We start from the raw sequence: 22,224 nt of genomic DNA, 5'->3' as shown, positions 1-22,224 counted from the left end.
GTTCTAAAATAACGTCTATTTTTATTAGAAAGAGGATTTTGGAGCAGATATCTTGTAATTTTTTTGATATTCTGATCAAGGGATAGGGAAAAATACCCGGAGAGCCTTATATTGAATTACAATCGCTTAATCATAAAAATCATTGCTTTGGAAATTTCAGAAAGTAACCTTAAAACCCTAATCCATAAAATTTCTCTGTTAAAAACAGAAATTCAAAAAGTGATCGTCGGACAGGACGTCATCATTGAAGAAATGTTAGTTGCTTTGCTTGCTGGCGGCCATTGTCTTTTGGAAGGCGTGCCGGGCCTGGCAAAAACACTGATGGTGCGCACCATGTCTCAGGCCCTTGACCTTTCCTTCAGGCGAATTCAGTTTACACCGGACTTAATGCCTACCGATATTGTGGGTACAGAAATATTGGAAGAAGACCATGTGACTGGAAAAAGATTTTTTAAGTTTAATAGGGGACCTTTATTTGCTAATATTATTCTGGCAGATGAGATCAATAGGACGCCACCAAAAACACAGTCGGCATTATTAGAGGCGATGCAGGAGTTTGAAGTTACTTATGGCGGACAAACGTATCCTTTAGATCGTCCGTTTTTTATCCTGGCTACCCAAAATCCAATAGAGCAGGCGGGGACTTATCCACTTCCTGAAGCTCAGCTAGATCGTTTTCTCTTATTTATTAAAATTGGCTACCCTACAGCTGCCGAAGAAACGAAAATACTAAGCAGTACCACAGGTACTGTTAAAAATAAGGTACAGCCAGTAATTGGTGCAGAAGAAATTAAACAGCTTCAGGCATTGACACGAGAGGTGAGCATTAGTGATGATTTGATTGCCTATGTGGCAGAATTGATCCGTGCCACCAGGCCAGATACGACTACGGTTGCCTATGTGAAGGAATGGGTGCGCTGGGGTGCAGGGCCAAGAGCTGGACAAGCCTTGATCTTAACCGCCAAAGCCAGAGCATTGATTCATGGCCGTTATGCTGTAGGCATGGAAGATTTGCAGACCATGGCTTATCCGGTATTGAGACACCGGATCTTAATGAATTTTAAAGCAGATGCAGAACAGGTAACTGCGGATATGGTGGCTGATGAACTCCTGAAAACTATTTCAAGACCGAAAATCAACATTTAATGAGCAAGTTGCTAGATCCGAAAGTGATGATGGCGATCAAAGAGCTGTCTTTATCGGCAAAGATGACGATTGACGGTTTTATGAGCGGGATTCATAAAAATACGGTGAAGGGGCCTGGATTGGAGTTTAGTCAGTATCGGAGTTATCAGCCAGGAGACGATCTTAGGTCGCTGGACTGGAAAATGTTTGCCCGTTCAGACCGGTATTACATCCGGGAATCGGAGGTAGAAACCAATATCAGCATCCGCCTGCTGATCGATGCCAGTGCTTCCATGAACCATCAGGATGGCGAAAATACCAAGATGGATTATGCACGTTACCTGGCTGCTTCATTGGCCTATTTAGGAAATTTGCAGGGCGATGCCATTGGCTTATACGTGTTTAAAGATGCCGGGATCTTTTCTATGGTGGCGAAACAAGACTTTCAGCATCTTGCGAGATTGTTTTATCAACTGGAACAGCTGAAGCCAGAAGGGACTTTCACTAAGCCCATCAACTATAAGGAACTTTATGCTGGTGCTCAAAAGCGGGAACTGCTCATCTTTATCACTGATCTTTATGAGGTAAATCAGGAGATCTTTAATTTATTGAACACCTTAAATACGCTGAAACATGAGGTATTAGTTTTTCATTTGATGTCTGGGAATGAAATGAAGCTGGATTTTAAAGGGTATACGACTTTCGAAGATCTGGAAACCGGAAAAACCATTCAGATTGATCAGGAGACTGCAAGGGCTGCTTATCAGGAAAATATGACTCATTACCTGGAGCAAACCAGGAATAAAATGCTGGACAGACGGATTTCTTACCACCTGATACAAACGGATCAACCGCTGGATCAGGCATTGAGAGATTTTTTGAACCAAAGAAACAAATTAAAGATATAGAGATATCAAGGTGCATTTACTTTATCCCATAGGTTTAATCGCGTTAGCAGGACTGTTGATCCCGCTGATCATCCATCTGTGGAAGTTGAAACAGGGGAAAACGCTGCGTATTGGTAGTATTGCGCTATTGGGGGCGAGTTCTCCATTTACTTCCAGAAGTTACCAGATCACAGATTGGCTGCTGCTTATTTTAAGGATGCTGCTGCTTGCGCTGCTTGCTTTCCTATTGGCGGAGCCCTATCTAAAAAAAGAAAAAAATGAAGGGCCAAAAAAAGGCTGGGTATTGCTGGAAAAATCGCAGCTGCCATCGGTTTATAAAGCACACAAACAGGACTTTGATTCCTTAATCAAGGCTGGTTATGAATTGCATGACTTTGGAATGGGTTTCCAGAAATTGAGTCTGGAAGATACTTTAAGGGGAAGTCATAAGGAGTTGACTGGAGCAGGTACTGAAAAGCCGGGTTCGGTCGGTCATTATGCATTATTGGGGGAACTGAATTCGCAATTACAGCCGAACTTCCCGGTGTACCTGTTTGCGGACCGGAAATTGAAAAATATGGGAGGGAATGAAGTCCAGGTTAATTTCCGTCTAGTCTGGAAGGAAATTGCAGGAGCCGATACTATGGCGACCTGGAGCAGCAGCTTTGCGCATAAAACTTTTGAGGCGACGTCCACTCCGGCAATCACCACCATTAAAAGATTGGATGAAGGCAAGGATGAAGTTAAAATGAAGGTCTTGATTTATGGCGCAGAACACCCTGAAGATGTAAATTACTTAAGGGCTGCGATTCAGGCTATTGCTCAGGAAACAAAACGAAACATAGAGGTGTCGATGCTTAATAGTCAGAATGCTAGTGGTTTGAATTTTGATGCGGGCTTTTGGATTTCGAATAAGCCAGTCAGTTCTGCCTTTTTAGCGCAGCTTTCTAAAGAGGGTCGTTTGTTTAATTATGCCGGAGAAAAGGTAACCAATATCAATTCCTGGATTGATGTAGCGCCTGGAAGTAAGGGAAATATGCCAGTCATTTCACTGAGCAAAAGAACCACTGATGTGACTGACCAAGGTACTCAAATATGGACAGATGGATTTGGGAACTCCTTATTGACCAAATCAAAAGAAAGCACATTAGCTCATTATCGCTTCTACAGCCGAATCAATCCACAATGGACCAGTTTGGTCTGGAATGAGCAATTTGTACAGGCAATGATGCCTATTATATTAGGGGAGGACGATAGCGATACGGGATTTGGTTTTGAGCAAAATCCTAATGATGAGCGAAAAAGTTTTCTTAACCCAGCACCTTCGGCTGCCCGTTCTGCAGGCAGTCCAAGGGGGTCTATAACTCCAGGATCAGCAGCAGCTGATCCATCTAGTCTGCCTGCGACAAGCCAGCAAGAACAGCCGCTTCAAAAAGTGTTCTGGCTAATCGCGTTATTGGTTTTTACGATAGAGCGCATCATTTCTTTAGGTTATAAAAATAAAGTAAATCATGGTTGAGCAGGGAGCAATAAATAGGATAGAAAGGTTTCAGAAGCAATGGACCTGCTTGTTGCTGCTCCAGAATTTGGCCTTAAGCCTGGGGCTAACCTTAATTTTCGGGGCATTAGCGGTGTACTTGTTTGACTGGTTGCTCTGGATATTTATTCCTTTATTTTTAATCTTTTTCGCTTTAATCAGTTTGTTTAAGCCGTTTTGGAAAGTCAGTTTACTCCAGATTTCCAGGCATTTGAATGCCAGCTTCCCAGAATTGGAAGAGAGTGCTGCGCTGCTCTTGAAGCCGGCACAGGAATGCAGTGCCCTCGAACGTTTGCAGCAGCATAAAATCAGTGAGGTCCTCCTTCAGATTAAACCAAAACTACCTTTTCATAAATTAGGCTGGGCAGTACTCGTATTGGCTACAGGGATTGGAATGAGCTTCGGGATTTCCTTTTTAAAGCCAATAACAGGTGCTCAACTCTCTGCTCCAATACAAGATAATGTGGTAACTGTTAAAGAAAAAGTTCTCCCAGAGATCGCGTCTTTTTCTTTGCTGATAAAATCACCCGTTTATACGGGGATACCAGAAAAGACACAAGCAACTTTTGCTTTTAAAGCAGCGCATGGTTCCTTACTGAAATGGAGCATCAGCACTACAGTACCGGTGAAAGTGTTGAAACTGATTTTTAATGATAAAGAAGTGGCGGTATTAAAGTCGCAGGATAAGGATGGAAAAAATTGGCAGTTTGCGAAAACGATGACTAAGCCTGGTTTTTATCAGCTGGAGCTGGATGGGAAAAAATCAGAGCTGTATATGATGACGGTGATTCCTGATCTTCCGGCAGTGATTAAAATAATTGAGCCTAAGCCGCATACCAGTATTGATTTTGGACAGGTTCCACAAGTGCATTTAAAAGTTTCTTTAACTGATGATTACGGCTTAAAATCTGCTTATGTTACTGCCACGATGGCCAGTGGTAAGGGAGAAGGCGTTAGTTTTACGGAGCGTAAGCTTGACTTTAATGCCCAATTTAACCATCAAAAATCGATGACTTTGACCAAGTTGATCGACCTCAAAGCTTTGGGGATGAAACCTGGTGATGAACTTTACTTCTTTGTAAATGCGATTGATAATCTGGGTCAGATGAGTAGATCGGATGTCTATTTTGTATCTATTGTCGACACTGCAGAGTTGATGAGTATGGCTGGAATGACCAATGGTGTGAACCTGGTTCCTGAATACTTTAGGAGTCAGCGCCAGATTATTATGGACACAGAAAAGCTGCTTGCCGAGAAAAGTTCCATCAGCGAGCAAAGTTTCAAAAACAGAAGTAACGACCTTGGGATGGATCAAAAGCTATTGCGGCTACGTTATGGGAAGTTCCTGGGTGAGGAGTCTGAAACAGAGATTGGTGGGGATCATGACCATAAGGAAGGGGAAGATCATGACGACCATGATCATGGCCATGAAGCAAAAGAAACACAGGGACAAAACACACAGACTTTTGGCGATGTGAAAGCAATTATGGATAGTTATGCCCATAAGCATGATGTTGCCGAAGATGCTACTTTTTTGAACCTGAATTGAAGGCGCAGTTAAAAGCGGTACTGACAGAAATGTGGAAGTCGGAATTACAATTGAGGACTTATAAAACACGTGATGCTTTACCATTTGAATATAAGGCCTTGCGTTTACTAAAGGACCTGCAGCAAAAATCAAGGGCGTATGTGGCTAAAACTACGGTAAAGGTTACACAGTTGAAGGAAGATAAGCGATTGTCCGGTGAGCTGGATAAAATTGGCTCACCCATACAGAAAAGTGATTATGAGCCTGATGAAAAGCGGAAAAATCTTTTAAAACAGGCGCTTACCGTACTGGAAAACAGAAAAGCCGATGGGTTTAAAACAGATGCGGGCCCAAAAAAAGCTGCTGGATTTAAAGACCCGGAACGAGAAGTGCTGAAAGCAACAGAGCAATACATGATTGTTGCGGCCTCAGATCAGCCCGCACTGTACTTACCTGCTTTAGCCGCAGGACGGAAGCTTTTATCGGCGAAATCGGGATCCTTGCAGGATATCGCATTGTTGCAGAAGGCCATTGTAAAGATGTTGGGTACAGCTCAATCTGTTCCTCAATTGCCAACTTCAGCCCCAGCTTCTACGTTAAGTCAGCAGTATTTTAATCACCTTAAAAAAGCAAAACAGTCCAATGGATTTTAAATACCTGGCTATCGGATTTTGTGTGGCATTGGGCGTTTTTCTCCTAATCGCTGAAACACGGAGAAAGCACAAAGCGCATTTGATCTGGCGATTGCTGGCCAGTATGATGGCCATATTGTGTTTTTATTTCCTGCTTTATCCACCAGGTTTTACCACCAAAAAGAAAGCGGGAACTCAGGAAATAAACTTACTGAGCAGCAATGTATCTGAGCTTTCATCTTTAAGTAGGTTTACTTATTCGTTAGATCACCAGGTATTTATGGATCATAGAAAGGATGGGGTCCAGTTTGTTCCAGATCTCGAATACTTCCTTAAATCAAACCCTGACTTGCAGGTGATTCATATTTTCGGAAAAGGGCTCAGTACGGAGCAGCTCCAACTGTTAAAAGGAAAACAGCTTAGCTTTCATCCAGGTCCGGCGGTTGATGGTTTAACTGCACTTAGCTGGAATGGCCAACTGACACCCAGTTCTGAATTGGTGTTACAGGGAACTTATCAGCATACGGGAGGGGAAGCGTCGAAGTTGCTGCTGGAAGGTTTAGGCACAAAACTGGATTCTATCACCCTTACTGAAAAAGGACTACAAACCTTTACGCTAAAGGCGATTCCACAGCAATCTGGGAAGGCGGTTTTTCGGATGATTGGCCTGAAGGGTAAAGACACCTTATTTACCGGCCCTGTCCCAATTGAAATTAAAGCCTCCAATCCGGTTAAGGTTTTAATGCTGGCCTCTAATCCGGACTTTGAGTATAAATTTCTTAAAAACTGGCTTTTTGAAAAGAAGTATCCTTTGATTTTCAGGAGTAGGATCAGTAAAGACAAATACAGCACCGACTTCTTAAATACTGATATCAAAGAACTTCATGCGATAACTCCTGCATTACTGAAAAAAATGGACCTGTTGATTCTGGATGAGGAAGAATTGGAGCAATTGTCTGGAGCGGAGCGTTCTAATATTAAACAAGCATTAGACAATGGCTTGGGCTTGTTTATTCGGGTGAGTAGTGTAAAGTCTGGCCTTGGAATAGCGGCAGGAAATAGTCTGTATGAATCCGAATCCCTAAAGAATAAGCCTTTAAATGCTGGTTTTACTAATCATGGGGCTATATTAAGTGCTTTACCTTTTGAACAGCTGCTATTTTTAAAATCGGGTAATGACGATCAGCCTTTATTTCAGGAAGTTGGCGGTAAGATTCTGGTAAACAGTCAGCTATATGGAATGGGCAGGCAGACGGTTTCCGTCCTTTCAGCTACCTATCAATGGATGCTCAATGGTGCTGCTGGCGATTATGCTCAATTCTGGTCGGCTATGGTCAATAAAACAGCAAGGCCTGCCGAAGCGAAGGAGCGCTGGACTATCAGCCCTGGTAGTCCCCAGGTCGGAGAAACTGTTGCGATTACCATCTCATTACCTCAGGGAGGTCTTGTTCCCGCATTTAAAACAGCCGGTTTAATGATGAGTCCATTGCAAAATAGGGAATTGGCTACGCAATGGCAATTGAACACTTGGGCTGGCCAGTCAGGATGGAATACGCTCCAGATTGCCGACCTGAACGATTCTTTTTATGTTTATCACCAGGAAGATTGGCAGCAATTGCGGGAGGCTCAACAGCGGCTGGCTACTATTAAATTCGTGCAGCATCATCCGATTCATAACCAAGTTGTAGAAAAGAGCATTTTGTTGGAGAAAAAGCTTTCTTTATGGTGGTTTTTTATACCTTTTCTACTTTCTGTCAGTTTTTTGTGGTATGAAACTAAAATGTTATAAAATTTGTTGAATATTCCTTTCTTTAATTAGTTAAATTAGGAATATTATTAACCTAACTAACTGAACCACTTGAAAAGAAAAGACTTTCTCTACCTATCCGGAATCGGAATGGGGGCATTGATGCTTCCTGACCTTTCTGCTTTCGGAAATCCTATAGATCCCCTGCAAGCGTTAGAGGGTGTAGATGTAAAAATTAAAAAAGAGCTCGCCGATGTGGCTTTGAATGCGGCAAAATCTAAAGGCGCCAGTTATGCAGATATTCGCATAGGCCGATACCTGAACCAGTTTGTTGCTACCCGCGAGAAAAGAGTGCAGGGAGTAGCCAATACGGAATCTTATGGGGTTGGTGTGCGTGTACTTGCAAATGGCTGCTGGGGATTTGCGGCAACTAATAATGTGACCAAAGACGCGGTAGCTAAGGCTGCTGAACAAGCGGTGGCAGTAGCTAAAGCAAATGCTAAGATTCAGGGGGAACCAGTACAGCTGGCAGCACAAAAAGGTTTTGGTGAGGTAAGCTGGAAAACACCGATAGAAATCAATGCATTTGAAGTTCCGGTAAAAGAAAAAGTAGACTTGTTGTTGAATGTAAACGACATTGCGATGCAAAACGGTGCGAGCTACATTAATTCGGTCATCTTTGCGGTAAATGAGCAGAAATATTTTGCATCTACCGATGGTTCTTACATTGATCAGGACATCCATCGCATCTATCCTTCTTTTAATGTGACTAGAATAGACCGGGAATCTGGTAAGTTCCAAACGCGCTCTGCGTTGAGCTCGCCAATGGGAATGGGGTATGAATACATGAATGCCCGTCCGCAGGATAAGGTTGAAGGTGTGGTGACCCGTTATAAAGGCAGGTATGATATGCTGGAAGATGTAAAATCAGCAGCGCTGAATGCCGCCGAAAAGGTGAAGGCCAAATCTGTAGAGCCAGGGAAATATGACCTGGTACTTGATCCTTCGCATTTATGGCTGACCATTCATGAATCCGTGGGGCATCCGACAGAGCTGGATCGTGTACTGGGCTACGAAGCAAATTATGCAGGAACCAGCTTCCTGACTCTTGATAAATGGAAATCCAAGAACTTCAAATTTGGAAGTGAGCGTGTAAACGTAGTTGCGGATAAAACACAGCCAGGTTCTCTGGGTGCTGTAGGTTATGATGATGAAGGGGTGAAATGTAAGAAATGGGACATCATTAAAGACGGGATCCTGGTGAACTATCAGGCGATTCGCGATCAGGCACACATCATCGGTTTGGATGAATCGCAAGGCTGCTGTTATTCGCAAGGATGGGACGATGTGCAGTTTCAGCGCATGCCTAACATCTCTTTACAAGCAGGGAAAGAGAAACTAAGCGTAGATGATATGATCAAAAACGTAGAAAAAGGGATTTACATCATCGGAAATGGCAGCTTTTCAATTGATCAGCAGCGCTATAATTTCCAGTTTGGCGGACAAACCTTTTACGAGATCAAAAATGGTAAAATTGCTGGAATGCTCAATGATGTCGCCTACCAGTCCAATACCCAGGAGTTCTGGAATTCCTGCTCTGCCATCTGCGATGCAAGTGATTACCGTTTAGGTGGTTCTTTTAACGATGGTAAAGGACAGCCTTCCCAAAGCAGCGCCGTTTCTCATGGAAGCGCAACCACAAGATTTAATGGAGTTAATGTGATTAATACAGCAAGAAAGATTTAATTATGGCCATATTAAGTAAAGAAGAAGCCCAGGCAATACTAAAAAAGGTACTCAGCTATTCAAAAGCAGATTCCTGTGAACTAAGTTTAAGTGGGTCTGATGGCGGTAATATCCGCTATGCGAGAAATGCCGTGTCTACCGCCGGACAAATCAGTGTGATGGACCTGGCCGTAAGTGCAACTTTCGGTAAGAAAACCGGAGTGGCTACCATCAATGAGTTTGATGATGCTTCACTGCAAAAAGTAGTAAAAAGAGCAGAAGAACTGGCGATGCTGGCACCGGAAAATCCGGAATTTATGCCATTGTTAGGTCCGCAGACCTTTCAGGAGTCGGCAACTTACAACGCAAAAACAGCAGCGATTACCCCGGATACGCGTGCAGAGATGGTAGGGAAAAGCTTGCAGGTATCGAAAGCCGCAAATCTAGAAGCGGCAGGGTTTTTAGAAAACTCAACGCGATTCAATGCAATTATGAATTCTAAAGGGCTTTTTGCCTATAACAAAGGAACAGATGTATCCTTCTCCGTAACGGTGAGAAATCAGGCGGGAACTGGTTCCGGCTATATTGAGCAGGGTTTTAACGACCTTGATAAAATGGATACGCTGACGCTGAGCAAAATCGCAGCTTCTAAAGCAACAGGCTCAGCAGGAGCGAAAGCCATTGAACCTGGAAAATATACGGTTATTCTGGAGCCTTTGGCCGCAAGTGATATGCTGGGGAATATGTTCAGAGGCTTTGATGCGCGCAGTGCGGATGAAGGCAGAAGTTTTATGAGTAAAAAAGGAGGAGGAACGCGTTTAGGTGAACAGCTGTTCTCGGAAAATGTGAATATTTATTCTGACCCGATGAATCCGGAAATCCCTTCTGCAACATGGACTGGAGACGGTTTACCTGTCAAAAGAACGCAATGGGTAGAAAATGGAGTGGTGAAAAACCTTGCTTATTCCAGGTATTGGGCTGGACAAAAAGGGGTGCAGCCGGTACCTTTCAGCAGAAGTATTGTAATGGAAGGTGGGACGCAGTCTTTAGAAGACCTGATTAAAAGTACGGAAAAGGGAATTTTGGTGACGAGATTCTGGTACATCAGATCTGTGGACCCGCAAACATTGCTGCTTACTGGCTTGACAAGGGATGGTACATTTTATATAGAAAATGGAGAGATTAAGTTTCCCGTGAAGAATTTCAGGTTCAATGAGAGTCCGGTGATCATGCTGAACAATGTGGAAGCACTAGGGAAGCCGGTCAGGACTGGAAGCGGGATGATTCCTCCGATGAAAATCAGGGACTTCACGTTTACTTCATTGTCGGACGCAGTTTAAACTCAAAATATATTGCGTTATAAGATCAAAAAATGAGCACAGTTATACAAGGACTGGAACCTTTGCCCGGAAGGGGGCAAAATTCCTAGGTCCTCTTAATAACCATGCTCATTTTTTGTTTACAAAGCGCATTAAAGAAGACGCATTAAAGGAAACATACTAAAGGAAACCTATTAAAGTAAATACAATACTTCATTAACATAAACACATTACATTGAGAAGAAGAGACTTTCTATATATGACCGGACTAGGCCTTGGGGCTTCGATGGTGCAGGGAATGCCGGTTTTTGGCAGAGAGATTACCGTAGAGGAGGCTTTAACGCCGGTAGATGTGCAGCTGAAGAAAAGGATGGCGGATGTGGCAATGAATGCTGCACGCGCAAAGGGGGCAACTTATGCGGATGTCAGGATTGGCCGATATTTAAATCAGGTGATTGCCACCCGGGAAAATCAGGTGCAGAATATTGCCAATTCGGAGTCTTATGGATTGGGGGTTCGTGTGATTGCTTATGGCAGCTGGGGCTTTGCGGCGACTAATAATATGGACAATGATAGCATTGCCAGGGCTGCCGAAATGGCGGTGGCCATTGCCAAGGGAAATGCTAAATTATTAACGGATCCCGTACAGCTTGCGCCACAGAAAGGTTTTGGTGAAGTGAGCTGGAAAACTCCATTGGAAGTCAATGCTTTTTCGGTATCGATTCCCGATAAGGTGGCACTGTTGCTGAATGTCAATAATGAGGCTTTAAAAGGAGGAGCAAAGTATGTGAATTCGAACCTGTTTATGGTGAATGAGCAGAAATATTTTGCTTCTACAGATGGCTCTTATATTGATCAGGACATCCATCGGATCTGGCCAACATTTACGGTGACCAGGATTGATCCGGCAGGAGGAAAGTTTGAAACCAGGAATGCGCTTTCTGCGCCAATGGGCATGGGATTTGAATACCTTACACCAAAAGATACAGAGAAGATCAAAGGTGGACCGGTTACGATGTATAAAAAGCGTTATGATATGTTGGAGGATGTGCGGGAGGCGACGTCGCATGTGGCAGAAAAGCTGAAGGCCAAGCCTGTAGAACCGGGGAAATTTGATCTGGTATTAGACCCTTCGCATTTATTTCTGACCATTCATGAATCTGTGGGGCACCCAACAGAGCTGGATCGCGTATTGGGTTATGAAGCAAATTATGCAGGAACCAGTTTCCTTACGCTGGATAAATGGGAGAGTAAGAAATTCAATTTTGGGAGTAAAGCTGTCAACATTATTGCAGATAAAACTGAGCCGGGCTCTTTAGGGGCGGTTGGTTACGATGATGAGGGGGTGAAATGCGGCAACTGGGACATCATTAAAGATGGCATCCTGGTGAATTATCAAACCATCAGAGATCAGGCTCATATTTTGGGCTTAAAGGCATCTCAGGCCTGTTGTTATGCAGATAGCTGGGAAAGTATTCAGTTTCAGCGCATGCCTAATGTATCTTTAGCACCAGGAAAAGCACCGCTCAGCGCCGCGGAAATGGTGAAAGATGTAGAAAAAGGAATTTATATGTTTGGTAGAAATTCTTATTCTATTGACCAGCAGCGCTATAACTTTCAGTTCAGTGCGCAGCTGGCATATGAGATTAAAGATGGAAAGCTGGGAGGAATGCTGAAGGATGCTTCCTATCAGTCGAATACACAGGAGTTCTGGAATTCCTGCAGCCAACTTTGCGACCAGAATGATTATCGCCTGGGCGGAACCTTTGCAGATGGTAAAGGTCAGCCTGGTCAGGCCAGTGCCGTATCTCATGGTAGTCCAACGAGCCGGTTTAATGGGGTAAGCGTGATCAATACCGGACGTAAACTGGGCTAATATTTATTGTAACTTTTTGTGGGGGAACATAGTCTGATCATTACTATTAATTAACCTTAAACCACCTTACTTTGAAACGAAGAAATTTTATTTACTTAACAGGAGTTGGAGCGGCCGCGGCCATGCTTCCAGCTATCCCCGTATGGGGCAACGAGATTCCCCTGGAACAATCGCTCGAGTACATCGATCCTGCAGCTAAAAAGCTGCTTTCTGATGTGGCACTCAATGCGGCACGATCAAAAGGAGCTACCTATACAGATGTTCGTGTAGGCCGGTACCTGAACCAGTTTGTCGTGACCAGAGAGGACAAAGTCCAGAATATAGTGAATACCGAGTCTTATGGCGTCGGAATTCGTGTGATTGCCAACGGCTGCTGGGGTTTCGCGGCAACAGACCAGATGGACAAAGACAGTATCGCAAAAGCAGCGGAACTGGCAGTGGCAATCGCGAAAGAGAATGCTAGATTACAAATAGAGCCGGTACAGCTTGCCCCCCAAAAAGGGTATGGTGAAGTGACCTGGAAAACTCCAATAGAGAAAAGTGCTTTTGAAGTGCCGATCAAGGAAAAGGTAGACTTACTCCTGTCAGTGAATGATGCTGCCATGAAAGGTGGTGCCGATTATATCAATTCCATTCTGTTCATGGTGAATGAGCAGAAATATTTTGCTTCCTCCGATGGTTCTTATATCGATCAGGATGTTCACCGCATCTGGCCAACTTTCTTTATCACCAAAATCAACAAAGAAACCGGGAAATTTGAAACTAGAAATGCCTTAAGTGCCCCTACAGGTAAAGGGTATGAGTATTTGAACGCCAGGCCAGAAGATAAAATAAAAACTGCCTCTGGAACCTTGTATAAAGGTCGATATGATATGCTGGAAGATGCGAAACAAGCGGCAACGCAAGTCGGCGAAAAACTGAAAGCGAAGTCGGTGGAGCCAGGAAAATATGACCTGGTATTGGATCCTTCTCACCTTTGGCTGACGATCCATGAGTCTTGCGGGCACCCGACAGAACTGGATCGCGTGCTGGGCTATGAGGCAAATTTTGCAGGAACCAGCTTCCTGACTTTAGATAAGTGGCAAAGTAAAAACTTCAAATATGGCAGTAAAGAGGTCAATATTACGGCGGATAAAACTGAACCTGGTTCCTTAGGAGCAGTGGGTTATGATGATGAAGGTGTGAAATGCGGGAAATGGGATGTGATCAAAGACGGCGTACTGGTCAATTATCAGGCGATCAGAGATCAGGCACATATTGTAGGACTAGATCATTCCCAGGGCTGCTGTTATGCAGACAACTGGAGCAGTGTGCAGTTTCAACGCATGGCAAATATTTCCCTGCAGCCGGGTAAAAAGCCCTTATCTATTGCAGACCAGATTAAGAATGTAGAAAAAGGGATTTATATTGTTGGAGAAGGATCTTTCTCTATTGATCAGCAGCGTTATAATTTCCAGTTCGGCGGACAATTGTTTTATGAAATTAAAGCGGGTAAGATTGTTGGGATGCTGAAGGATGTGGCTTATCAGGCCAATACCCAGGAGTTTTGGAATTCCTGTTCGGCAATCTGCGATCAGAGTGATTACCGCCTCGGGGGATCTTTCTTTGATGGCAAGGGACAGCCTATGCAAACCAGTGCCGTATCTCATGGCTCTGCAACCGCGCGTTTTAATGGAGTGAATGTAATCAATACAGCTAGAAAAATCGGATAGAAATCATGGCAATACTAACTAAAGAACAAGCCAAAGCGCTTTTAACGAAAGTGCTGGGTTACTCAAAAGCAGATGAATGTGAAGTAAATCTGAGTGGATCTGATTCAGGAAATATCCGCTATGCAAGAAGTTCAGTTTCTACCAGTGGAGGTTCCAGCTCGCAAAGCTTGGTGGTGAGTTCCGCTTTTGGAAAGAAACTAGGGGTGGCTACTATCAATGAGTTTGATGATGCTTCCCTGGAAAAAGTGGTGCGCAGAGCAGAAGAACTAGCAAAACTAGCCCCTGAAAATCCAGAATTTATGACCTTTTTAGGACCGCAGGAATATGGACCGGAATCACCTACTTTCTTGGCTTCAACAGCTGCTGTTGGGCCAAAAGAAAGAGCGGATGCGGTGGCTGCGAGTTTGAATCAGGCTAAAGAAAATAAACTGAATGCCGCAGGCTTCCTTTCCAATGAATCAGGCTATTCGGCAATGATGAACAGTAAAGGGCTTTTTGCGTACAATAAGGCAACAGATGTGGCTTTTAACATCACCATTCGTACGGAAGATGGAAAAGGATCGGGTTATGCCACCAGAGGCTACCATGATTTTAGCAAATTGGATACGAAGACTGATACGGCCGTAGCGGCGAAAAAAGCCATGGCCTCTGTGACTGCAAAAGCGATAGAGCCGGGCAAATATACGGTGATTCTAGAGCCTACGGCAGTGGCAGTTATGCTGGAGAATCTGTTTTTCGACCTTGATGCACGTCAGGCGGATGAGGGCAGGAGTTCCATGAGCAAACCTGGTGGGAAAACGAAATTGGGAGAGAAATTGCTGGATGAACGTGTGAATGTCTATTCTGATCCATGGAATACAGAACTGCCAGGCGCTACCTGGTCTGGGGATGGCAGACCTCAGCAAAAAGTAAACTGGATAGAAAAAGGAGTGGTCAAAAACTTTTACGCGTCCCGGTATTGGGCCCAAAAGACAGGCATTAAGCCGATTCCTTCACCGAATGGGGTGATTATGGTTGGAGGTGATCAGTCTTTGGAGGAGCTGATTAAAGGAACGGAGAAAGGGATTTTAGTGACCCGGTTGTGGTACATCCGTCCGGTTGATCCTCAAACGTTATTGCTGACCGGGCTAACCAGGGATGGTACGTTTTACATTGAAAATGGAGAGATCAAGTTTCCAATCAAGAATTTCAGGTTCAATGAGAGTCCGATTATTATGCTGAATAACCTGGAAGAAATGGGAAAATCAGAAAGGACAGTGAGTGCGGAATCGAATTCGAACTACCTGCTGCCACCATTGAAGATCAGAGATTTTACTTTTACTTCGCTATCAGACGCAGTTTAATTCGAGGTTTAGGCAACTGCTATGATTTGTTTTAGTCAGCCCTGAGCAGAATTGATTTAAAAAAAAAGGGCTGTTCCATTTAATTGGAACAGCCCTTTTTTCATAGGTAGCTGTGTTAATGCAGGCTTATGGCCTTACATTAGGATTGCTATCAAATTCTGTTTGCGGTAAAGGAATCAGGTAATAAGGGCTGTTAGCTGTGAATGGTTTATCATCTGGGAACCTTAATGTAGTATGTTGTTTTGCAAATACCTCTTTTGGACCAGTAGGAGTAATCACTGTCACTTTTAATGGCTGTCCATCTGGTCCTAATGCCGGTTTTCTAACCACTGTGCTCTGTGTTCTTAAAATATCTGCTATGGCAAAACCTTCGCCCCAAAGTTCTTTTCTTCTTTCAATCAGAATGTCGGCAATTAGGTCTTCTTTAGTTTTTGTACCTAACACGTAAGTATTCGCCTGTCTGGCAGCTAAAAGTTCATTCAGCGTTTCTACCGCTTTTGGTAAGTTGCCTGACCTTGCATAACCTTCTGCTGCAATCAAGGTCATTTCAGCAGAACGCATCATCACTATGTCTGCAGTGACGTCCGAACGGAATTTAAACTTCTGGTATCTTAAATAACCCTCTCTACTTGGTAAACCATCCCATAAGAAAAGTTTTGATCTGATGTCATTGGCATCAAACAGGTTTTTGAAGTTTGGATCCGCCATGAAGCTATAATAATAAGAAGAAGTGCTGCTTACATCCAAGTAGTGGAAGGAATAACTGGCATTACTTTGATCTGCCTGCTGTCCTTGTCCCCAGATCCATTCGCTGTTTTTCAGATCATTGAAACCATTTGCATAATCATCAGGAGCCATGTAAGTATAGTTCTTTTTTGCAGCTAAAGCTTGTGCTGTGGCCAGGTCCCATTTACCCATATTCAAATAGGTTCTAGCCAGAAGGCCATGAACAACGTCTGTATTGATCTTGTATTTAGTCGTACTTGGACGGGTATATTTTACCAATAACTCTTCAGCTTGTGTTAAATCTGCAATAATCACCTTGTAAACTTCTTCTAAAGTAGCCTTTGGATTCGGTTTGGAATCTGGTGTAGTTGGCGTGGTGTATAGGGGAACTGCTGGTGCCTGTGGGTTCAATTGATAATTGAATTGGTAAAAAGTAACCAGATTTAAATAGCTGTTAGCTCTTAATGCCAATGCCTGACCTTTAATTCTTGCTTTTTGATCAGCTGTACCTTCCGAAGCATCGATCCTAGTGATGATGTTGTTGGTATTGTCGATCACTTTGTATAAAAGCGTCCAGATTCCGTTTAAACGGCTTTGATTATTGGCGATCGTATAATTATAAGAATCTGCGTAACCATATTTGTTTTGTATAATGGCTACATCATTTCCCATGGCATCACTATTTCTTAAAATAGTAGAATATCCAGGATTGGCGTAAGTGAAAAAGGTTTCGTGCATATAGGCCCATGCTCCGTTAAGGACCATATCGATATTATCTGCTTTTGCAAAAACCAGTGATTCATCTACGGATGTCGTAGGGCTGGTGTTCAGCTCTTTTTTGCAACCGAGGAATGGAAGTAAAAGAGCCGTAACCGCTATATATGTGATGTTTTTGATTTTCATTGTCGTCTTGTTAAATTAGAATGTAAGGTTTAAACCGGCAGATAGTGTGCGCATTGATGGGTAACGGAAATAGGTCGTTCCTTCAATGGTTTGCTCAGGATCCATTCCTTTATGACCGTAAAACGTCAGCAGGTTTTCTCCGGTTAGGGTCAGTTTCAGATTGGCCAATCCCCATCTGTTCGCCAGGCCTTTCGGCAGACTATAACCTACAGTCAGGTTTTTCAATCGTGCATAAGTACCGCTGTATAGGAAGCGGGTAGAAGCTTGTGTCCATCCTTTGTTATCTGTAGTCAGTTTAGGAACATTTGCATTTGGGTTTTCTGGTGTCCAGTGGTCCAGGATTTCTGTAGACCATGGGCGACCAATAGAGCTGCCTGTATGCATTAAACCTACATAATCATTGTCCAGGATTTTACCACCAATGCTATAGTTGAATAATGCAGAGAGTTCAAATTCTTTGTAGTTAAAAGTATTGGAAAAACCTCCAGTTAAAACAGGAAGTGAAGTTCCCTGAACATATTGTGTAGCCTTGGCATATTCGTTTGTGGTAGTCCTGGTGCCATCATCTAGTGTTCTATACCAAAGTGGATCCCCGTTTGCTGAGTTTACACCTGCCCACTCCTTAAGGAAGAAGTCTGAAATCGTACCGCCAACCTGCATGATTTTGGTTGAAGTCTTGATCGGCTGAGGATTTGCTGGATCTTGCTGTGGCAATTCAGTAATGGTATTTTTGTAATGGGTAGCATTCACACTGATCGTCCATCTAAAATCGGTAGTACGTACAGGCACTGCATTGATCTGTACTTCGATACCTTGATTTTTCATTGCGCCAACGTTTTGATCTATAGAAGAATATCCTAGCGATGGAGCTATTGGTCGGCTAAACAGCAGGTCTTTTGATCTTCTGTCGAAATATTCTACCGTACCGCTGACGCGGTCATTCAGGAAACCGAAATCTACGCCAACATTCAGGTTTAGATTAGACTCCCATTTCAGGTTAGGTGTAGCTAATCTGGAGCTTACCAATCCATTTTCTCCAAGGTTATTCATGAAACGGTATAGTCCTTTATAAGCATAATAACTTCCGATATTGTCGTTACCCTGTGCACCATAACTGGTTCTGAAAGTTAAGGTACTCAACCATGGCGTATCTTTCAGAAATTCTTCTTCTGACAGTTTCCATGATCCACCTAGAGACCAGAAGGTACCCCAACGGCGCTTTTCTGAGAATCTTGAGCTTCCGTCAGACCTTAATGAAGCGGAGAAAAGGTATCTTTTTTTGTAGTCATATTCTGCTCTGCCAAGGAAACTCAGTAAAGCATAGTCAACAGAGTTTCCACTAAAACCAGTCAGCTGTGCAGCTGCATCTGGCTCATAAAAATCGGGTAAGGCAAAGCGCTGACGCGAACCAGAAATCACACGGTAATTGTATTTGTAGAACTCCTGTCCACCTAAAACATTCAAGTGGTGATCACCAAATGATTTGTCGAAGGTAGCAATGTTGTTCCAGGTCCAGGAATAAGTTCTGTTGTTTGATTTAGAAACACTGCCTCCGGTTTCTTTTCCACCACCTAACAAAGGATTGGTATAGTAATGGGAGTTGTAATTTTGGAAATCACCGCTATACGTGGTTTTGAATTTTAGTTCTGGTAAGATTGTTGCTTCTAAGAAGGTTCTTGCAGAAACATTGTCTTTCATGATTTCTGATTTATCCAATCCTACTGTTGCAGGAAGGTTACTTCTTGGAATGGCTGAGCTTGGACGGTACGCACCAAAATCATAGATTTTATTTCCAGCACCATCTAGTAGAAAAGAGCCATCAGGATTGTGCTGATAGATCGGGTAGAAGCTTGGGATCGCTCTTGAATATTGGATCACATTGGCCGTGTTGCTGTCTTCGGAAGTTGGATAGTCCTGAACACTATTTGACGCAGAGATATTCATTCCTGCGGTTAACCATTTTTTTGCTTGTGTGGTCAGGTTGACTCTGGCATTGTAGCGCTCGAATCCTGAACCTATGGCAATTCCTCTATCATTGAGGTAACCGCCAGAGATGAAGTATTGGCTTTTTTCGCCACCACCACTGAAGCTCAGGTCGGCTTGGGTTCTTCTGGCTGTTTGTTCTGTTGCTTTTCCCCAGTCGTCATTCCATAAAGCGGTTGCTCCAGGAACAATTTTTCCATCTGGTCCAACAGGATTTGGATAGTTACTACCATAAGGATTGATACCTAAATCACCAATGATTTGTCTGCTGGCTGCTTGTCCTGCTTGTAAATCAGAGAAAGTAGGGTTAGAGCTCAGTTGCTTGTTTTTTACGGCCAGCCAATAGTTTTCAAAATATTGGTCGGTAGTGACCTGTTTGTAATCTTTCACCGAACGGTCAGAAATACCTTGGCTGAAAGTTGCAGAGATTTGTGTTTCGTTGTTTCTTTTACCAGATTTTGTGGTAATGATGATCACGCCATTTGCACCTCTGGACCCATATAAAGCACTGGAAGCTGCATCTTTCAATACACTTATAGATTCTACATCACTTGGGTTGATGGAATTTAGGTCTCCTGAAAAAGGATTTCCGTCTACTACATATAGTGGGGCACTGGAAGCATTGATTGAACCAATACCGCGAATACGGATGGTTGCTGCTGTTCCTGGTTGTCCGCTGGAAGAAACTGCCTGGACACCTGGTGCTAAACCTTGAAGTGCTTTAGTGATGTTAGAAACTTGTCTGTTTTGAAGTTGTTCGCCATTGATGCGGGAAACCGCTCCGGTAATGTCTCTCTTTTTTGATGTTCCATAAGCGACTACAACTACTTCATCCAGATCGCTAGAAGCATCTGCGAGGCCTATTTTTAAGTTATCTCCTGCTTTTGCAGTTAATTCCTGAGTGGTAAAACCCAGAAAAGAAAAGATCAGGGTTTCCTGCTCTTTTGGCAATTGGATGCTAAAATTTCCAGCATTGTCGGTTGTCGTACCGACTTTTGAACCTTTAATCAGAATACTGACACCGGGTAGGGGAAGTTGTGTTCCTTTTTCAATTACTTTACCCGTGACTTTATAAAGTTCCTGAGCGTTTGCGAATTGAATGAAGAACAAAAGAAATAAAATAGATAATCTTGTTTTCATTTGAATAATTTTTTCTTTGATAATCGGGTTTAACATTGCTGTTTTCCTGGATGAACAGGACGGGCGGCAATGCCACAATAAAAGGATGATTTGGGCAGAAATTTTGGGCAATAGTTTTCCTTCACCGGGAATCGGTGCATTTGTCAACCAAGAAAAATTTCTACAGAATTAGGCCGGGCAGCAACACATTCGGCGCGTTGCAGGAACGGGTAAGATGAAATAGGCTAAGGATTCAGCCTGATGAAAAAATTGAAGTAGAATTTGATACATAACCGTGTCTTTACTTGAACATATAAAAGTTTCGACTGCAAATATAATTAAAAACACTACTAAATCCCTAGACTTTAAATGGATTATATCAAATGTTTGTCATAAAAATTGAAAATGAGCATTTGAAGTGATTTTAGGTGGGTTTTTGCGCTTTAAAATTTTGCTTAATCCTTAGTTTGTATCGTTGTATGGTTCTTAGGGGTAAATGTATCGGCCTTTCCTGACCTAAATAATGCTCATCTTCCTATTTTTTGTTAGGATTAAACCGATTAAAATCTATGAAAAAAGACCCCAAAAATTCAGCTGAATTTTTGGGGTCTTTCCTGGGTAAATCTGTTGGTCCGCTATTTCAAATTTTTGGACCCTGGCTTATGGTTTAATTCCAGCCACCGCCTAATACGCGATACAGATCTACAACTGCATGTAATTTCTGACTCTGATCATTAATTCCTTTCAGCTCCGCAGTCAGCAAATTTTGCTCGGCAGCGAGTACATCGGTATAGTTGGTGTTTTTGCTGTTGTTCAATAGTTCCTTATTGAATTCAACCGCCAGTGTTAAGGCTTTTAGCTGCTTGCCGCGTTTTTCTTCTTTTTGTGCTGCTGCCTGATAGGCAGAAAGTGCGTCTGAAACCTCCTGGCTTGCTTTTAATAAAGAAAGTTCGAATATATGCAGCGCTTGCTGTTGCTTAGATAAGGCAATGGCCAGACCCGCTTTATTTTGTCCTTTATTCAAAATAGGCTGTATAAGACCTCCAGCAATGTTGCCAAATAAACTGCCGCTGCTAAACCAATCTTTGAGGCTAAAGCTGGAGAACCCTCCCATAGCCGTGATGTTCAGTCCTGGGTAGAATTGAGTTCGGGCCAAATTGCTGTTTTCAAATGATGCCCTAAAGGAGTATTCTGCTTGCTGTACGTCGGGACGATGCGCGAGTAATTGCGCCGGAATTCCTGGTTTTAAATCATAAACCAGCTGCTGCTGTGCCAGCGCATTTCTTTGAATCGGTCCGGGCTTTCTTGCCAGCAATACTGCCAGTGCATTTTCCTTTTCTCTAATCTGTTGTTCCAGATCTGGAATAGAGAGTTCAGCTTCATAAAAATTTGCTTCACTTTGAACGACAGCTACTCCATTCAGGATGGAGTTTTCAAACAGTATTTTAATTGTTGCTGCATCCTGACTTCTGTTGAGGGCTGTTTTTCGGGTTACTAATAATTGCTCATCCAGGATGATCAGATCGTAATAATGATGGGCAATATCAGCAATAAGCTGCGTCTGAACCGCTCTTTTAGCAGCATCACTGGCCAATAAGTCGGCCATTGCGCTGCGTTTTGCGCTTTCTAATTTACCCCAGATGTCCAGCTCCCAATTGCTGCTGATGCCAAAATCGTACTGCGTATTGCTGCTGAAAATACCAAATCCCTGGGGATAAGATAATTTACTTTGTTTGAGTCCAGCGTTTCCTTTTAGATCTGGAAGATAGGCGGCTTTGCTTTTTCTAAATAAGGCTTTCGACTGATTGATGCGTTCAACTGCAATTTTTAAATCCAGGTTTGCTGCCAATCCTTCCGTAATCAATTCTTTTAATATCGGATCTGTAAAAATACTGGACCAGTTCATACTGGCCATGTTGAGGCTGTCTGTAGTTTCCGAACTGCGGTAAGCTGGAGGTACATTTGTAATGGGCTGCTGATATGTTTTGGTGACTTTACAGGAGGTAGTTCCGAGTGCTGCCAATAAGAGCAGCACGGGGATTTTATAAGTGAATGTTTTCAT

The 22,224-nt window shown here is 43.1% G+C and carries 14 protein-coding genes; 11 read left to right on the top strand and 3 right to left on the bottom strand.

Annotation, left to right across the window (positions count from 1 at the left end; genetic code table 11):
• Window positions 1–147 precede the first annotated feature (147 nt).
• The 11 genes from AQ505_RS14935 (at window position 148) to AQ505_RS14885 (ending at window position 15,431) form a co-directional block, all read left to right on the top strand.
• Window positions 148–1,146: an AAA family ATPase gene (locus AQ505_RS14935; protein ID WP_062551037.1), complete on the top strand. Its 999-nt coding sequence runs from the start codon at window positions 148–150 to the stop codon at window positions 1,144–1,146.
• Window positions 1,146–2,033 (top strand): DUF58 domain-containing protein, encoded by an 888-nt coding sequence (locus AQ505_RS14930; protein WP_062548917.1) that lies wholly within the window; start codon window positions 1,146–1,148, stop codon window positions 2,031–2,033. Before AQ505_RS14935 ends, AQ505_RS14930 begins: the two co-directional genes overlap by 1 nt.
• A 10-nt stretch (window positions 2,034–2,043) precedes the next feature.
• A complete protein-coding gene (locus AQ505_RS14925; RefSeq protein ID WP_062548916.1) occupies window positions 2,044–3,531 on the top strand; it encodes a BatA domain-containing protein in 1,488 nt (495 codons plus the stop codon).
• Window positions 3,524–5,098: a DUF4175 family protein gene (locus tag AQ505_RS14920; RefSeq protein WP_062548915.1), complete on the top strand. Its 1,575-nt coding sequence runs from the start codon at window positions 3,524–3,526 to the stop codon at window positions 5,096–5,098. Before AQ505_RS14925 ends, AQ505_RS14920 begins: the two co-directional genes overlap by 8 nt.
• A complete protein-coding gene (locus AQ505_RS14915) occupies window positions 5,095–5,730 on the top strand; it encodes a hypothetical protein (RefSeq protein WP_062548914.1) in 636 nt (211 codons plus the stop codon). Before AQ505_RS14920 ends, AQ505_RS14915 begins: the two co-directional genes overlap by 4 nt.
• Window positions 5,720–7,498, top strand: a complete 1,779-nt coding sequence (locus AQ505_RS14910; RefSeq protein WP_062548913.1) for a hypothetical protein — start codon at window positions 5,720–5,722, stop codon at window positions 7,496–7,498. The genes AQ505_RS14915 and AQ505_RS14910 overlap by 11 nt, the downstream gene beginning before the upstream one ends.
• Window positions 7,499–7,567: 69 nt before the next feature.
• Entirely contained in the window at window positions 7,568–9,202 is a 1,635-nt protein-coding gene (locus AQ505_RS14905) for a TldD/PmbA family protein (RefSeq protein ID WP_062548912.1), read from the top strand.
• A gap of 2 nt (window positions 9,203–9,204) precedes the next feature.
• Window positions 9,205–10,521, top strand: a complete 1,317-nt coding sequence (locus tag AQ505_RS14900) for a TldD/PmbA family protein (protein WP_062548911.1) — start codon at window positions 9,205–9,207, stop codon at window positions 10,519–10,521.
• Window positions 10,522–10,735: 214 nt separating this feature from the next.
• On the top strand, window positions 10,736–12,376 hold the full coding sequence (locus AQ505_RS14895) for a TldD/PmbA family protein (RefSeq protein WP_062548910.1): 1,641 nt from the start codon (window positions 10,736–10,738) through the stop codon (window positions 12,374–12,376).
• Between the two features lie 71 nt (window positions 12,377–12,447).
• Complete coding sequence (locus AQ505_RS14890) at window positions 12,448–14,088, top strand: TldD/PmbA family protein (protein ID WP_062548909.1); 1,641 nt, start codon at window positions 12,448–12,450, stop codon at window positions 14,086–14,088.
• 5 nt (window positions 14,089–14,093) lie between these two features.
• On the top strand, window positions 14,094–15,431 hold the full coding sequence (locus AQ505_RS14885) for a TldD/PmbA family protein (RefSeq protein ID WP_062548908.1): 1,338 nt from the start codon (window positions 14,094–14,096) through the stop codon (window positions 15,429–15,431).
• A gap of 126 nt (window positions 15,432–15,557) precedes the next feature.
• Here AQ505_RS14885 and AQ505_RS14880 read toward each other — a convergent pair whose 3' ends face one another.
• The 3 genes from AQ505_RS14880 to AQ505_RS14870 all read right to left on the bottom strand — a co-directional run bounded on the left by AQ505_RS14880 (window position 15,558) and on the right by AQ505_RS14870 (window position 22,224).
• Entirely contained in the window at window positions 15,558–17,060 is a 1,503-nt protein-coding gene (locus AQ505_RS14880; RefSeq protein WP_062548907.1) for a RagB/SusD family nutrient uptake outer membrane protein, read from the bottom strand.
• Between the two features lie 15 nt (window positions 17,061–17,075).
• Window positions 17,076–20,183, bottom strand: coding sequence for a SusC/RagA family TonB-linked outer membrane protein (locus AQ505_RS14875; protein WP_197286187.1), 3,108 nt, complete (start codon window positions 20,181–20,183; stop codon window positions 17,076–17,078).
• A gap of 646 nt (window positions 20,184–20,829) precedes the next feature.
• Window positions 20,830–22,224: an efflux transporter outer membrane subunit gene (locus tag AQ505_RS14870; RefSeq protein ID WP_062548906.1), complete on the bottom strand. Its 1,395-nt coding sequence runs from the start codon at window positions 22,222–22,224 to the stop codon at window positions 20,830–20,832.

It is taken from the genome of Pedobacter sp. PACM 27299 (assembly GCF_001412655.1).
Classification (GTDB): Bacteria; Bacteroidota; Bacteroidia; order Sphingobacteriales; family Sphingobacteriaceae; genus Pedobacter.
This window is presented reverse-complemented; position numbering and strand designations above follow the sequence as displayed.